Here is a 13,761-nt window from a genome sequence, read left to right as displayed (position 1 = left end):
ATTATTAGACTTATTATCATATTTAAGCTTTTAGGCTACTAAGCTTATTTTCTATTACTTTTAGACTGTGACTACTGCTCTTTGAAGCTGACTTTTACTTAACAAAACATTATGATAAATTTCATCCCAGTTAGCTTGTTCAACACTAGGATTTAATTCTTGAATGACTTTTTGTTTTGCTGATTTACCAAAAGTTTGTCTGAGCAAAGGCTGAGCAATTAATTTAGCGATCGCAGCTTGTAATTCTTGACTGCTATAGGGGTTAACCAATAGACCATTGATGCCATCTTCAATAATTTCTCCAATAGCATCAACGTTAGTTCCCACTATGGCTTTTTTAGCTAACATAGCCTCTAGTAAAGCATTAGGACATCCATCGTTAAGAGAAGGAAGGGCAAAGATATCCATGTGTGGTAAATAAGCTAGAGCTTCTTGGCGGCTAATTTTTCCGGTAATTATAATTTTGTCTTCTAAGCCACTATTTGCTAATTCTCTTAACCAATATTGTCTTTCTTTAGCCACAAAATCGCCGACAAATAAAAGAGTAAATTCGGCTTCTAATTTCTGACAAGCATCTAACAAGTATTCAATTCCTTTTTTGTCACGGAAATTACCTACTGTACCAATAACTGTACCTTGTAATTGATTTACTAATGATGGAGTAGGTAAATTGTCAAAATCTACAGGTGCGATCGAATTAAGAAAAGCAGACGACTTATAGGTAACAGCAGGAGTGAATAATCTAGCACGTTGCATCAAATCTTGACTGACGAAAGTAGTCCAAGATGAATTCTCCAAAATCCAAGCAATTTGCTTTTGTTGCTGACAATCAAAAATATGTTTGTGCAAATCTGCACCACGAACACTATTAATTACTGGCAGATTATTTTCTTTAGCTAACATAGTGGTTAAAAAACCAGTTTCGTTAATAAAAAAGGCGTGTAGCACGTCAAATTGATATTTTTTATGAAGAGCGGTTAACTGCCCATAAATATCCATTAAATAATCTTGATCGCGGGCTACAGTAGAACGAATAGCCGGTTGAAGACGATGAACAATAATACCATCTTGTTCGCTAGTCCGACAATAGGAACGTTGGAACTCTCCGGCGACTGCTAATTTTCTTTCTTTACGAAAAACTGCACGGAAAACTGCTATGTGAACTCGATAACCCAAGTCTTTTAATAATAGAGCAATACGTTTAGCAGACACACCTACACCACCAATATCGGGAGGGAATTCTTGGGCAGTTAAGCAAATTGTTTTAGTATTTTTCATTTTGATAAATTATTAATTATTAATCGATTTAAACTGTTACTAATGATTTACTACTTATCTGAGATAAATAGCTTGCAGTATTCTTGGCACCATCTAAATTCAAATTTAATTGAGCTGGTTTGTGCTGTAAATAATCAATAATATCTTGAGTAAACTTTTCTGGTTCTAAATCTTGATTTTGAATCATTTTCACCCGACCAAGACTAGCTAATTTTTTAACACGAGTTTCTTGTTCTTGATCTTTATTACCTTGAAATGCCATCATCATTGCTTTAACACCAGTACTTAATATATTCATCGTGGTATTGTAACCAGACATACTAATAGACAAATCAGCTTGCTGCATATAATTAAGTAAATTAGAACTATATAATTCCACAGAAATATTATCTTGATTATTAGTTTCTTTAAGCAGTCTTTGGAATAAGCTTAGTGGACAAAAAGGTCCAGTAAAGATCTTGATATCATGAGGAATACTCTCCTTTAATAAAGGTGCAGTTTGGGCAACACATTTTAATAAGCCATGTCCAAATCTACCTCCACCAACGCTCACTAAGATCAATGGTTTATCAGGAAAAAATTCTTTGTCTAAGACATTATTTTGTGATACTGGTTGAGATACATAACCCGTATAATACACAGGGCATTTAAGGGTATTAATTTTAGAAAAACTTTGCTCTAATTTTATAAAATTGGGATCGCCATGAACTAATACTAGATCAAAATATTGGTCTATTAAATTACATACTCTTAATTCATGCTCTTGTTGGTTTTGCTTAGTAACCAAAATATCTCTAACACTAGAAACAACTATAGTTTTTCTCGCTTTGGCTTTTTGTAGTAAAGGAATTAGCTCAAAATCAAAACGTTTTCTACCAAAAGGAAATAATTCAACAATTAAAATATCTGGCTTAAAGCGATCGCAGACACTTAATAATATTTCTTTTCTGGTAGTTTTTACCTGTTCTAAAGTTAAATCATTATCTACAGACTGGAGTTTATCAAACTCTGTATCAGTTTTTAATGCAGGGATATTAACAACTTCAATTTCTGGCGGAAACTCAAATTCTTCGATAATCTGACCACCATTAATAAAACAAACTTGAAAATAGGGGATTAATCCTCTTGCTACTTCAATACTACGAACTAGATGCCCCATGCCAAGGCTGTGTTGGCAGTAAAACATGACTTTTTTCATGAACTTCTCCTGTTATATAAACACTACTTAAGCCGTCTGAATTGCAAGATATTGAGAGCGGTTAATATTTAAAGAATGGAATAAAAGTATTGCTAAGTAATTAGTCAGGGTGGGAAGTCCTCCAAAGTTAAGATTAGTAATTGATCTGGCGTGAGGAACTTGATCTAAACTATTAAAGAGAGTTGTGATTAGCAAATTGGGTTCCAGTTCTTCGGGATGAATCATCTGGATTAATCCCGCTTTTGCCAGGCTCTGAGCACGAATCAACTGTTCTTGTCCTGGTTTAATCCGGGGAACTACAATCGCACGCTTTCCTTTTTGTAACACTTCCGTAATTGTGTTGTATCCACACATACAAATGACTGCATCTGCGGTGTTGACATAACTCATCAAATCATCTGTAAATTCTAAAACCGTAACGTGTGAATATTTTTCCGCTTGCTGATGAATCTTGTATTGCTGTTCAGGGGACATTTCAGCACCACAAAAAATCAAACTACGAATTTTTTCATTCTGGTATCGTTCTCTATTTTGTGCCAATCCAGTCAGATAGTTATTAATCAGGAAATAGCCATCTTCTCCACCACCGGGTGTAACTAAAACTAGTTTTTCATCAGGTTTAATACCCAATTCTTGACGAATGGTACGGCGATTTTTTAAGCCAGATTCCTTGCGCAGATAACCACAAAAACGTACTTTAGCTGTAATAGCTGAACCAAATTGATACTCACGACTAAGATCGAATATTTCTGGCATTCCGACGACAAAAACGCGATTATAGATTGACTCTACTTTTTCGTAATAACCTTCTTGCTGCCATTGTTGAATCGTGTTTTGTGGAGTATCTAGAATATCACGCAGCAATAAAACAAACTTTGTTGCTGGTAAATTGCTTTTGAGATAATTAATTGTCGAATCTAATTCTCCCTGAATACCTGATGGTTTCTTATCTACTAAAACTAGATCTGGTTGATAGTTCTTGGCAGTTGCTAAGATAATTTCTGAACGTAGCTTTAGAGTAGAATTAACATCTGTATTGAGATATTTAGCTGCTATTTCCCCTGATGTACTTCGATTAATACAGGGAAGTTTAATATAGTCCAATCCCTTTGGCAAACGAAAGCTTTGCAGCATTGGTGAGCCTGATACTAGTAAAATTGATACATTAGGGATTGATTTGAGTAAATACTGGCAAATAGCCAACATTCTACGAATATTTCCCAGACCATAAGAGTCGTGAGAATAAACCATTATTTTTTTGTATTCGCCTATCGTAATAGATGAATTAAAAACGTGAGCCATAATAGTTACGCTCTTACTGGTAGTGTGTGAGTTTGATGTCCGCAAGAAAAAACGATTGATGTCCTCAATTACTGGGGATGTTTTTCATTATTAATAGCTTTGCAATTCTCAATGAAGCGTTTGTGAAACTTGTATGAGAAGAATCTCATTAAGGCATCAATAAAATGAGACATGGACAGTTAAAATACCGATTTGTCAAATCTCAAAAGTTAGGAAAAAAAAGTGACCCAATTTGTAGAGAAAAGGGCAGGGTAAATTCATCTAATTTGGTATAAAATGTACTTGACAAAAATCCTCTGATCAAAGCTCCATTTCATGAAAGTAATTTATTCAATAAACTCTTTTAACAAGCGATCGCTTTTTGAATCGAGTGATTGGCTTCACCACTGCGCAGAGCACAATCGCCGTCAAGTAAGTTAAACAGCAGCCAAGATATACCAGATTGAAACAGAGAATAGAAAAAAGAAATTAGGGAGAATCTACTTTTACCAAGGTAAAATTTCACCATTAGAATGCCAAAAAGTTCCCGTATTTTCTAGATTTAATTCGTCAATCCGAGCTAGAAGTCCTTTAACTGATTGTTCTGGTGTAATGCCAGAGTCAGTAAAACCAGTCATACGAGTCTTTACTAACCCTGGATGGAGGATAGCAACAGCAATCTCTTTTGATCTCAAGTCATGAGCTAAAGATTTCCCCGCCATTGACAAAGCCACCTTTGACATTCGATAACCATAAGAGCCGCCACTCGTATTATCATCAATTGAACCCATACGGCTAGTCATCATGATAATTTTTGAGCCTTTTTTTAAATTGGGCAGCAAAGCTTGAGTAAGTCGTAGTGGACCGAGGGCGTTAACTTCAAATTGTCTGCGGATGCTATTAAAATCTAGACTTTCAAGACTAACCCGTTCGACAATACCAGCGTTGTTAATCAAAACGTCAATTAATTGACCATCAAGTCTTTTGACTAAGTGAGCAATCGATTCAGGGGAGGTAATATCTACATCCGTTTCTATCGAAATGCCTAAATTTTCTAATTCGTCTGAAGCCGAGCGACAAACAGCTATCACATTGTTTCCTCTCTCGGTAAGTTGACGACAATATTCTAAGCCAATACCTCGATTTGCCCCTGTTACTAAATAAGTATCCATTTTACTTTTCTAACTTCGACTCTGATAAAAATCAAACGACTCAATTGTCTTTCAACTCTTTTAACTTATCTCATACTGAGTTAGCTAAAGTTAAATCTACTTTAACTAATAGTGATAGCCAGTTAGAGCTGATTGCCAAAGAAGGTTTGGTACAGCGATCGCGATAGCCATTTAGATCAATTATTGGAATATACTCACAACTAAAAGTTTTACCATCGTTCTGGGTTTAAAGCCTCTTTCTTCTAGGAAGACTTCTTTTAGTAATTAGTAATTAGTAATTAGTAGTCAATTTGAACTAAAAACTAAAAACTAAAAACTAAAAACTAAAAACCAGAATCACCGACTCTTTAGGGCGGTGAGGAGTCAACTCTAAACCCCAAGATGAAATCGCCTCAATGCTTTTGCTTTGCCATAAAGAAAGAAGATGTCGATTTTTCCGACACGGGCGATGTAGACTAGCTTGAGTTTACTCTCTATCCTTCTCTGCTGCCTAGAGAAATTAGAGAGTAGTAGTAGCTCGTCCAACTATTGCCATTTATAACTTATAGCCAATCTGACGCAGCAAATTTTGACGTGCATCAATATCTTCTTGTTGTTCTACTCCCCGGGGTGAATATACTCCGAGCGGGTGAATAGTGGACTTTTTTGAGATGGGCTGAGGTGGGATAATGCGGCAGTATTCAACTGAAGAAGAGTGGCGAGATATGATCCAGATTGAGTTCAGCGAAGAAGAAATTCAACAGCTAAATTACGAACGCTATCATCATCCCCATCCCCGAGTACAAAAGAAGATGGAAGTGCTCTACCTGAAAAGTCGGAGGCTATCCCATCAAGAGATTCGTCGCTTATGCCAAATTAGTAAAACGACCTTAGTTAGCTATGTTCGACAGTATCAGCAAGGAGGAATAGAGCAACTGAAGCAATTGAACTACAAAGGGAAGCCCAGTCAGCTCAATGAGCAGGTCAAAACTATTGAGGTCTACTTCCAGGAGCATCCGCCGCGAAAGGTGGCTGAAGCCCAGGCCAAAATCGAAGAACTCACGGGAATCAAGCGCAATCCCACACAAATTAGGGCTTTTCTCTACCGTATCGGCATGGGCTGTCGAAAGGTGGGCTTTGTCCCTGGCAAAGGGTCAGACCCCGACAAGATTGAAGAGCAAGAAAACTTCCGTCAGCAAAAGCTGGAACCATTACTAGAAGAGGCCAAAGCAGGAAAGAAAGCCGTTTTCTTTGTTGATGCCGCTCACTTTGTCCATCGAGCCTATTTAGGATTCATCTGGTGTTTTACCCGCATATTTATGCGCTCCCCTTCGGGTCGCAAGCGCTTCAATGTCTTGGGAGCGATTAATGCCGTCACTAAAGAAGTGGTGAGCGTCACCAATGAGACCTATATCAATGCCGAAACAGTGTGCGAATTGTTGGTGCATTTGTCTGAGCTAGATTTGGACATTCCGATCACCCTCGTCCTGGATAATGCCCGCTATCAAAAGTGTCGCTTTGTCAAGGATGTAGCTGGCTTTTTGGGGATTGAGCTGTTGTACTTACCCTCCTACTCTCCCCATCTGAACTTAATTGAGAGATTATGGCGCTTTGTGCGCCATGAGTGCTTGTACTCCAAGTACTACGAAGATTTTGCTTCTTTCAAAAGCGCCATTGCCGACTGCATTGAGAACGCCAACACAGAACATCAGGAGAAATTGGAGAGCCTACTGAGTTGGAATTTTCAGTCCTTCAAAAAAGTCCAGATCTCAACCGTCTAGAGTATAACCATCTATCACCCCCAGAATACCTCGACCTTGTTGAGTTTCGGCGATGATTACTTCTACGGGGTTGGCTGTAGCACAATAAATGTTGCAGACTTCTGGGCATTGCTTAATAGCATTGAGAAAATTAATCGGATAAGCATCTTGGAGCAAGATGATAAAACTATGCCCCGCTCCCAGTGCCTGAGCATTAGCGATCGCCTGTTCTTGAAGACTGGAGTCATTGCCAACTGCACGAATTAAACATTCTCCTGAAGCTTCGCAGAAAGCAATTCCAAACTTCACCTGAGAGGATGTTCCTACCATAATTTCATAGAGATCTTCTACGGTTTTGATAAAGTGAGTCTGACCGAGAATTAAATTAGCTCCTTCAGAAATATCTATTGATATCGATTTTAATTCCACAAACTTATTACCTTATTTAATAAACAGTTAAATCTTCTAATTTGTACTTGCGGTTAACTACCAGTTAAGTAGGTGGGTGAAATTAAATAGAAAACGGTTTTTGCCGGGGTTAGGGGTTAGGGGATGGGTGATAGGGAAAAAATTAACTACCTGGGTTTTATAAATTATTATGTCTACCTACTTATTAGCTAACCGCAAAGTGGTTTTAACTTTGAACAAAGGTTACTTCTAGTGCGTCGCATCAACCGGTTCTTGTAGTTCGCGATGACGACCAAGAGTACGTTTGTGCTTTAGCCAACCATCTATTGACCAAAGATCCCAAGGGTGCAAGAGAAATAGAGCAATAAACCCTGCTAATACTGGTATACCAGCTAAAAACAGATGATTGCTAGATGCTCCCGAAGCCAAACCCCAAGGATCTAATAACTGTTGCCAGGTAGAAATAAAAGTTACTGCATTAATACCTAAAGCAATACCATAGACAATCGGACACAAAAATCCGACAATGAGAGCGATCGCTAAGATAGTTTGCAAAATCGCTAGAATAGTCACTACTGCCCCAGAGATAGGTATTTTATAAAAGCTAGACCAAATCTGCTCAGTAGTTTGAGGAAGAATAAAATTTTTGATGAGTTTTGCTCTGAAAAACTCTCAACTAACTACTAATTGAACTGATAGTAATCGGTTCACCACCAGCTAAAATTAATGGAAAGTGATGAGCATTGGGAGAATGCATAGCTTGGATGCCCAAGTTAGCTCGATTTAATAAATCTGCATGGCTATAGATGACTCGACCTTGACTATCCAAAATTGATTGATTGAAGTTAAAGCCATTGAGGTTAAATGCCATCGTACTTACCCCTACTGCTGCACACCAAATACCAATAGTGGGTAAGGCTACTAAGAAAAAATGAAAAGCTCGATGGTTGCTACTAGCAAACCAAGGAATAAGTAACCGACCCAAAAATCCATAGTGTCCTGCCAAATAGTTGTACGTAACCTCTTTCTGACCAAACTTGTAACCTTTATCGGCAGATTCAGTTTCAGTAGTTTCTCGAATCAAAGTTGAAGTTACTAAAGAGCCATGTAAAGCAGCTAATAATGCACCACCAAATACTCCAGTCACTCCTAACATATGAAACGGATTCATCAAAATATTATGGTCAGCCTGAAACGCCAACATGAAATGAAAAGTTCCAGCAATTCCTAAAGGTAAGCCTTCGGAAAAGCTTCCCTGACCAATAGGATAAACCAACAGTACCGCAGTTGCTGCTGCCACTGGAGCCGAAAAAGCGGTAGCAATCCAAGGACGTAAACCTTCACGATAGCTGAGTTCCCACTGTCTTCCCAGGTAGCACCAGATAGCAATCAGAAAATGAAAGACAATTAGCTGATAACAGCCACCGTTGTAAAGCCATTCATCTAGAGAACTAGCTTCCCAAATCGGATAGAAGTGCAGTCCGATCGCCGCCGAAGTAGGCACAATAGCGGCAGTAATTATATTGTTACCTCCCAGCAAAGAACCAATTACAGGTTCGCGAATTCCATCAACATCAACAGCAGGTGCAGCGATGAAAGCCAAGATAAAACAAATGGTGGCAACTAAAAGCGTGGGAATCATTAACACGCCAAACCAACCAATATAAATGCGGTTCTTAGTGCTGGTAATCCACTGACAAAAGTTCTCCCAAATATCAAGAAAATCTAGTTCCGAACGTCGTCTAACAAAAGCATTCATGATTTTTTTCCTCCGTATTAATTTTGCTCAAATACGGCTATGTTTGCGGTTAACTTTGAAGAAACATCATTTAACAGATAACTACTAGAAATTTACTAACTATCTTCTAAATTGACTTTGACCACTTTATTCTTTAAATGGTTGCCATTTACTAAGTGTCATTGTGACCTCCATTATGTAATTGTTTGATTCTTTTGAAGCTCCTAGCCTGATTATGAAAAAATATTTTGAGGATGCCGTGAAGATTTGTAGTACGTGAGGTTCAAACAAAAATCAAGCTCAACAGCAATTATCATTTTGTCTGTAACGAGAATTGCTGGGGTTAGATAAGATCAGAAGAGAATTTCTAATGTATGCGGTAAACCGTATTTTACTTGGATTTTTGACTGCTTTACAATAGGAAATATAAATCCAAAAATTAATATAATTTAGTTTTAGGCTGTTTAATAATCAAGTTTAAAAGTTTGAGGAAGTTAAGTAAGCATTATGGGATTTTTTGATTCTCAAGTAGTCCAAGAAGAAGCCAAAAAACTATTTGAAGACTATCAGTCTTTGATGCAATTGGGTGGCGAATACGGTAAATTTGATCGCGAAGGCAAGAAAATGTTCATCGAAAAGATGGAAGAGCTAATGGAACGCTATCGTATTTTTATGAAGCGTTTTGAGCTTTCCGAAGACTTCATGGCACAAATGACCGTACAACAGCTGAAAACCCAATTAAACCAATTTGGTATGACCCCTCAGCAGATGTTTGACCAGATGGAAGTAACTCTTAAAAGAATGAAAGCTGAAATTCAACCCTAAGTCAACAAGTTGAGATTGAGTAAATGGCTGGTTGTTATTCACTCTTTATCTCTCTAGTTAGGGACGAGTAAAATTAGAAGCTGCGGGAAAATATTTAACAGGCTCGTCTTCTAGTGCCTTGAGCATGAAAGAACGCCAAACAGGAGCAGCAAAATCACCTCCTGTGATTCCTTTACCCATACTTTGATAGTTATCATTACCGACCCAGACAGCCGTAGCTAATTGAGGTACATAGCCAACAAACCAAACATCTCGCTCTGAAGAAGTGGTTCCAGTTTTTCCTGCTGCAGGGCGACCTATATTAGCGTTTTTGCCAGTCCCTCCAGGTTGTAGCACCCCTTTTAACATCGTAGTCAAACTTGCAGTTGCCCAAGGATCTAGTACTCGTTTGGGTTCAGGAGTATTATCTAGCAAAATATTACCTTTGCTATCAGTAACTTGCAAAATAACCGTCGTATCAGATTGCCAACCGTTATTAGCAAAAGTAGCAAAAGCTCCCGCCATTTCTAAAGGGGTAACTCCGATCGAACCCAAAGGCAAAGAAATTACTGGTTGCATCGGACTCTCAATTCCCAGCTGACGACAGATTTCAATTACTTTCTCTAACCCTACTGCTTTTCCTAATTTAACAGCAGGAATATTGCGAGATTGAATTAAAGAGGTTGAAAGAGACATGATACCCGCAAAATCTTGTTTTCCACCGTAGTTTTGAGGGCGATAAATACCCCCAGGAATAGGGTAGCTGACTGGAGCATCATTAATAGTAGTGCCGGGAGTATATTTACCACTTGCCAAAGCAGCATAGTAAACAAAAGGTTTGAAAGAAGAACCTGGCTGTCTGCGAGATTGAACTGCACGATTAAATTGGCTAGATTTGAAGTCAACTCCTCCCACTAATGCTTTAACAAAATGAGTGCGAGGATCTACTGCGGCTAAAGCAATCTGATCTGCTCTTAACCCCCAGCGCTGAAGAATTTGGTGGTTCTCTTTCACAGATTCTTCTGCCATTTTTTGGAAGTTCATATCAATCGTTGTTTGGACTCTAATACCACCTTGAAGAACCTTATCTTTCCCAAATCGCTCTTCTAGTTCCTTGGTTACAGCTTCAGTAATAAAAGGTGACTTACTCCTGCGCCAAGCTGTTGGTTTGCCCACCATCAAAGGAGCTTTTCGAGCAGCTTCTTCCTCTTCTGGGGTGATCCAGTTTAAAGTACGCATTCTTGCCAAGACTGCTGCCTGTCTCTTTTTCGTATTTGCATAGTTCAAAAAAGGACTATACTGCTCTGGAGCTTGAATTAAACCAGCTAGCACTGCAGCTTCCGCTAAGTTAAGCTCGGAAGCACTCTTATTAAAGTAGCTTTCAGCAGCGGTTTGAATTCCGTAATTATTATGACCCCAATAAATATTATTGAGGTACATTTCTAGAATTTCGTTTTTAGAAAAAACCTGCTCTACTCGAATAGCCAAGATGGCTTCAGCCAACTTACGACTAAAGGTACGCTCACGAGTTAAAAATAGGTTTTTGACCAACTGCATAGTTAAAGTGGAAGCACCCTCAGATACTCCCCCTTTTTGATAGTTAACTAACGCTGCACGACCAATACTGTAAGGATTTAGACCATTATGACGATAAAAACTACTATCTTCGACTGCCACTACTGCTAATTTTAGTTCCGGGGCAATTTGATCTAAAGAAGCACTTTCTCGGTTAGCTTCACCGTGTAACCTGGTGAGAATTTTGCCATTAATATCATAGACATAGCTAGTTTCAGCAGGGACATAACTACGTAACACCCTAACATCAGGAAGGTTGCGAAAACTAAATGCTAAACCAACTAAACCTCCAGCAGCTACGGCACTAGTAATCATTGTAATGCCCAATACAGTTCCCCCTGCGGCTTTTGCTACCCCTGATAAAAATGACTTGGCGATCGCCTGAGTATTTTGAGGCTTAGGTTTCTGTAACATAATTTCAGAAGACACGGTGATTTAATTTCCTCCAGAGAGCATTACAACCAGTTGTTTGAATAGTAGGCTATCGTAATTGAACAGAATGCCAAGTAAGATTAAATAATAACGGTAGACTAGAACTAAATGTAAGTTTAGATTTTCAATGTTGCAGAGTTTAATTCCTATATAAGCTATCTCAACGCATTTCCTAATACTTTTTGTACGATTTAAATAGATCGACAATTGTAGCAATCTCTGACAGTTAAGTAACTACCAAAAAAATCCTCGGCTGACCAACCGAGGAACTAATAATTCAGGAGAAATCAATATTGACCAACTACAGGCTGCTTCTACTAAGACGGACTCAGCAAATGTCTAACACAAGTACAGCTAAATCTATATAATTTACATACTGTGAAGACAGCAGCTAACTAGTTTACATAAGAGACCAATTTTGTCTGCAGTCAAACTGACAATAAACAAACTTGGTCAAAAGAAATAAGCTAGTGTGTCTAAAACTTTAGACTGCTGGCATTATTAATTTATGTAAATTAATGTAACAAAGAAGTTATATATTTACAAGGTACAATCACATCTCACCGCGTAAGACACTCTTATAGGTAAACTACTACTACTAAATAAACTTATTTCTTTGGCAGCCGATGATTATTGCAATAACTGCTTTGAAGGGAGGAGTGGGTAAGACCACAACGGCGGTTCACTTAGCTGCTTATTTTCAAACCCTAGCACCAACATTACTAATTGACGCGGACAAAAATCGTTCTGCTTTGGTTTGGTCTAGAGAAGATAAGTTGCCCTTTTATGTGGCATCTCAAGCTGGTGCACCGGGTTTGATTAAGAAGTTTACTCACATTATTATTGATACTCAAGCTAGACCTGAACCTGAGGAATTAGAGGACTTGGCTGCTGGTAGTGATATGTTGATCTTGCCCACAACTCCTAATCACCTGGATTTAGACACCACTGTCAAGGCAGTAGAGTTGTTAAAAAACCTCGACGCCAACTATAAAGTACTGTTAACTAAGGTAGACTCTCGCACTAAAAATGGTAGAGAAGCTAAAAAGTTTCTGGAAGAAGCACAGCTTCCCATGTTTAAAGATGAAATTCCTCTTTTAGTAGCTTTTCAGCGATCGCCGAGTCGCGGGGTAATTGTCAAAGATTTCCCTGACCGCCGAGCCTATATTGGCTGGAATAAATATAAGGCTGTAGGAAAAGAGATTATGTCTTCATAGATAGCTATCAGCTATCAGCCCTTCGGGTACTCTTCGAGAAGGCTCTGCCAACGACACTTTCTTTAACGAGGAGAACCCTCGCAACGAAGTGTCTCACTATCAGCTATCAGCCATAAGTTTTTGAGTTACGGTCTTTTAGGTAAATCAGAACTCCGAATTCCGAATTCCAAATTCCGAACTCGCGCTAATTGCTTTTTTTACGGGCGATCGCAGCATAAAAGGGATCGCCTCCTGCCAGTCCTAGCATTTGCAGCACACCTGGCAAGGGTGATTGATGTACTACTACTTCTGGCTGACTAAAACCATCTACTGACTGAAAATATTTCCGAACCAAATTTACTCTGTCGGTATCTGTACCATCTCGCCAAGCCGCGATCGCCTTTTGATAAAACATGCGATTAGAAAAGCTAATAATTACTACACCATCAGGTTTCAGCACACGATAAATTTCTGACAAAACTGCTTCAGGATACTGTAAATACTGTATGGAAACGGTAACTAAAACAGCATCAAAATCAGCGTCCTCTAAAGGTAATTTAGGGTTGTGATTGAGATTTTGCAGAAAATAATGGTCTAACTGAGGATTTTTGGCTAACTCCTCCTCATTCATACCGTGACCCTCGACATGAGCAAACTGTATGTCATCAGGTAAATGAGATACCCAACTACTCATTAAATCCAAAATACGGGTGTTGGGCTTTAGTTGTTCTCGATAAAGATTAGTTAGGCGATCGATAAACCCTGAGTCAACATGAGTCACAAAACGAGGGTAGTCGTAAAAATCTAAATCGTTAGTATCGTCTAGTTTAGTTCTTTGCTCGGGACGCAGCATAAAAGTGAGATTTTTAATTCTTTATTACTTGATTTTGTTTTTTGGATCTTAGTAAACATTTGATAACGATTACAAGATCGGCGATTA

At 38.5% G+C, this 13,761-nt stretch carries 13 protein-coding genes; 4 read left to right on the top strand and 9 right to left on the bottom strand.

The genetic code is table 11. The annotated features are described in order from the left end of the window. Window positions 1-60: 60 nt before the first annotated feature. From PLEUR7319_RS0113365 to PLEUR7319_RS0113350, 4 genes are all read right to left on the bottom strand, one after another. Entirely contained in the window at window positions 61-1,278 is a 1,218-nt protein-coding gene (locus PLEUR7319_RS0113365) for a glycosyltransferase (RefSeq protein WP_019505740.1), read from the bottom strand. Window positions 1,279-1,306: 28 nt separating this feature from the next. Further along, window positions 1,307-2,476, bottom strand: coding sequence for a glycosyltransferase family protein (locus PLEUR7319_RS0113360; protein WP_026102502.1), 1,170 nt, complete (start codon window positions 2,474-2,476; stop codon window positions 1,307-1,309). Window positions 2,477-2,503: 27 nt separating this feature from the next. Further along, entirely contained in the window at window positions 2,504-3,778 is a 1,275-nt protein-coding gene (locus PLEUR7319_RS0113355; RefSeq protein WP_019505738.1) for a glycosyltransferase family protein, read from the bottom strand. A gap of 485 nt (window positions 3,779-4,263) precedes the next feature. Continuing rightward, window positions 4,264-4,929 (bottom strand): SDR family oxidoreductase, encoded by a 666-nt coding sequence (locus tag PLEUR7319_RS0113350; protein WP_019505737.1) that lies wholly within the window; start codon window positions 4,927-4,929, stop codon window positions 4,264-4,266. Window positions 4,930-4,973: 44 nt separating this feature from the next. Here PLEUR7319_RS0113350 and PLEUR7319_RS43120 point away from each other — a divergent pair, with 44 nt between their 5' ends. After that, on the top strand, window positions 4,974-5,096 hold the full coding sequence (locus PLEUR7319_RS43120; RefSeq protein WP_019505736.1) for a hypothetical protein: 123 nt from the start codon (window positions 4,974-4,976) through the stop codon (window positions 5,094-5,096). 537 nt (window positions 5,097-5,633) lie between these two features. After that, window positions 5,634-6,689 carry an IS630 family transposase gene (locus PLEUR7319_RS0113340; protein ID WP_026102499.1) on the top strand — a complete coding sequence of 352 codons (1,056 nt, stop codon included), beginning with the start codon at window positions 5,634-5,636 and terminating at the stop codon, window positions 6,687-6,689. On the opposite strand, the gene PLEUR7319_RS0113335 is transcribed toward PLEUR7319_RS0113340, so the two are convergent. The 3 genes from PLEUR7319_RS0113335 to psbA form a co-directional block, all read right to left on the bottom strand. Continuing rightward, entirely contained in the window at window positions 6,678-7,097 is a 420-nt protein-coding gene (locus PLEUR7319_RS0113335) for an adenosine-specific kinase (RefSeq protein WP_019505734.1), read from the bottom strand. The genes PLEUR7319_RS0113340 and PLEUR7319_RS0113335 overlap by 12 nt on opposite strands. Before the next feature lie 228 nt (window positions 7,098-7,325). After that, a complete protein-coding gene (locus tag PLEUR7319_RS35230) occupies window positions 7,326-7,649 on the bottom strand; it encodes a hypothetical protein (RefSeq protein WP_019505733.1) in 324 nt (107 codons plus the stop codon). Window positions 7,650-7,752: 103 nt separating this feature from the next. After that, complete coding sequence (gene psbA, locus PLEUR7319_RS0113325; RefSeq protein ID WP_019505732.1) at window positions 7,753-8,835, bottom strand: photosystem II q(b) protein; 1,083 nt, start codon at window positions 8,833-8,835, stop codon at window positions 7,753-7,755. 486 nt (window positions 8,836-9,321) lie between these two features. On the opposite strand from psbA, the gene PLEUR7319_RS0113320 reads away from it, so the two are divergent. Beyond that, the gene (locus PLEUR7319_RS0113320) at window positions 9,322-9,639 is read left to right on the top strand and encodes a DUF1825 family protein (protein ID WP_019505731.1); all 318 of its coding nucleotides are present in this window, start codon (window positions 9,322-9,324) and stop codon (window positions 9,637-9,639) included. Window positions 9,640-9,696: 57 nt separating this feature from the next. Here PLEUR7319_RS0113320 and PLEUR7319_RS0113315 read toward each other — a convergent pair whose 3' ends face one another. Continuing rightward, window positions 9,697-11,622, bottom strand: coding sequence for a transglycosylase domain-containing protein (locus PLEUR7319_RS0113315; RefSeq protein ID WP_026102498.1), 1,926 nt, complete (start codon window positions 11,620-11,622; stop codon window positions 9,697-9,699). A 629-nt stretch (window positions 11,623-12,251) separates the two neighbouring features. On the opposite strand from PLEUR7319_RS0113315, the gene PLEUR7319_RS0113310 reads away from it, so the two are divergent. Continuing rightward, entirely contained in the window at window positions 12,252-12,842 is a 591-nt protein-coding gene (locus tag PLEUR7319_RS0113310; RefSeq protein WP_019505729.1) for a ParA family protein, read from the top strand. Between the two features lie 184 nt (window positions 12,843-13,026). Here PLEUR7319_RS0113310 and PLEUR7319_RS0113305 read toward each other — a convergent pair whose 3' ends face one another. Then, window positions 13,027-13,674 carry a class I SAM-dependent methyltransferase gene (locus PLEUR7319_RS0113305; RefSeq protein WP_019505728.1) on the bottom strand — a complete coding sequence of 216 codons (648 nt, stop codon included), beginning with the start codon at window positions 13,672-13,674 and terminating at the stop codon, window positions 13,027-13,029. Window positions 13,675-13,761 lie beyond the last annotated feature (87 nt).

This window comes from Pleurocapsa sp. PCC 7319 (assembly GCF_000332195.1).
GTDB lineage: Bacteria > Cyanobacteriota > Cyanobacteriia > Cyanobacteriales > Xenococcaceae > Waterburya.
The sequence above is the reverse complement of the archived record's forward strand: the minus strand, read 5'-3'. Positions and strand labels throughout refer to the sequence as shown.

Bases quoted from the DNA above. Each gene is read 5' to 3' on its own strand.
- PLEUR7319_RS0113365 (WP_019505740.1), bottom strand. From the start codon at position 1,278: ATGAAAAATACTAAAACAATTTGCTTAACTGCCCAAGAATTCCCTCCC.
- PLEUR7319_RS0113360 (WP_026102502.1), bottom strand. From the start codon at position 2,476: ATGAAAAAAGTCATGTTTTACTGCCAACACAGCCTTGGCATGGGGCAT.
- PLEUR7319_RS0113350 (WP_019505737.1), bottom strand. From the start codon at position 4,929: ATGGATACTTATTTAGTAACAGGGGCAAATCGAGGTATTGGCTTAGAA.
- PLEUR7319_RS0113310 (WP_019505729.1), top strand. From the start codon at position 12,252: ATGATTATTGCAATAACTGCTTTGAAGGGAGGAGTGGGTAAGACCACA.
- PLEUR7319_RS0113355 (WP_019505738.1), bottom strand. From the start codon at position 3,778: ATGGCTCACGTTTTTAATTCATCTATTACGATAGGCGAATACAAAAAA.
- PLEUR7319_RS0113320 (WP_019505731.1), top strand. From the start codon at position 9,322: ATGGGATTTTTTGATTCTCAAGTAGTCCAAGAAGAAGCCAAAAAACTA.
- psbA (WP_019505732.1), bottom strand. From the start codon at position 8,835: ATGAATGCTTTTGTTAGACGACGTTCGGAACTAGATTTTCTTGATATT.
- PLEUR7319_RS0113305 (WP_019505728.1), bottom strand. From the start codon at position 13,674: ATGCTGCGTCCCGAGCAAAGAACTAAACTAGACGATACTAACGATTTA.
- PLEUR7319_RS0113340 (WP_026102499.1), top strand. From the start codon at position 5,634: ATGATCCAGATTGAGTTCAGCGAAGAAGAAATTCAACAGCTAAATTAC.